This is a genomic window from Bradyrhizobium sp. (assembly GCF_016462955.1).
Taxonomy (GTDB): Bacteria; Pseudomonadota; Alphaproteobacteria; order Rhizobiales; family Xanthobacteraceae; genus Bradyrhizobium.
The window spans coordinates 12,890-13,316 of record NZ_JAEMSD010000125.1; the positions used below are offsets into that span (position 1 = coordinate 12,890).

Annotated in this window: 1 protein-coding gene and 1 pseudogene; one reads left to right on the top strand and one right to left on the bottom strand. The window is 63.5% G+C overall.

Annotated elements, in window-relative coordinates; all coding sequences use genetic code 11:
• Nucleotides 1-141, top strand: a pseudogene (gene argD, locus JHD07_RS15370) (acetylornithine transaminase); the annotation flags it as partial.
• Between the two features lie 113 nt (nucleotides 142-254).
• Here argD and JHD07_RS15375 read toward each other — a convergent pair.
• Nucleotides 255-427 (bottom strand): zinc-binding dehydrogenase (locus tag JHD07_RS15375; RefSeq protein ID WP_291623626.1); only part of this gene is annotated, 173 nt, incomplete at its 5' end.

Genomic DNA, 427 nt, shown 5'->3' on the forward strand with positions numbered 1-427 from the left:
GGCGTGCTCCTGAACGCGCCGCAGGTCGACACGCTGCGTTTCATGCCGGCACTCAACGTCACGAAGGCAGAAATCGGCGAGATGATCGATTGCCTCGACGCGATCTTGACCAAGGCCGGCGCGGCACGGCGGGTGGCGTAGGGCTGTAGGGTGGGCAAAGCGAAGCGTGCCCACCATTTTTTACCGCAATGAAGATGGTGGGCACGGCGCGCCGCGCCTTTGCCCACCCTACGAAACCGCCGATGCCGAAAGAGCTACGGCTTCAGGATCGAAGCCCCCGTGGTCTTGCGGCTTTCGAGATCGATATGCGCCTTGGCGGCGTCTTTCAGCGCGTAGGCATGGTTGATCGGCACGTGCAGCTTGCCGCTGATCACGGCGGCGAACAGCGTGTCGGCGCCCTCCAAAAGCTCCTTGCGCGTGCCGACAT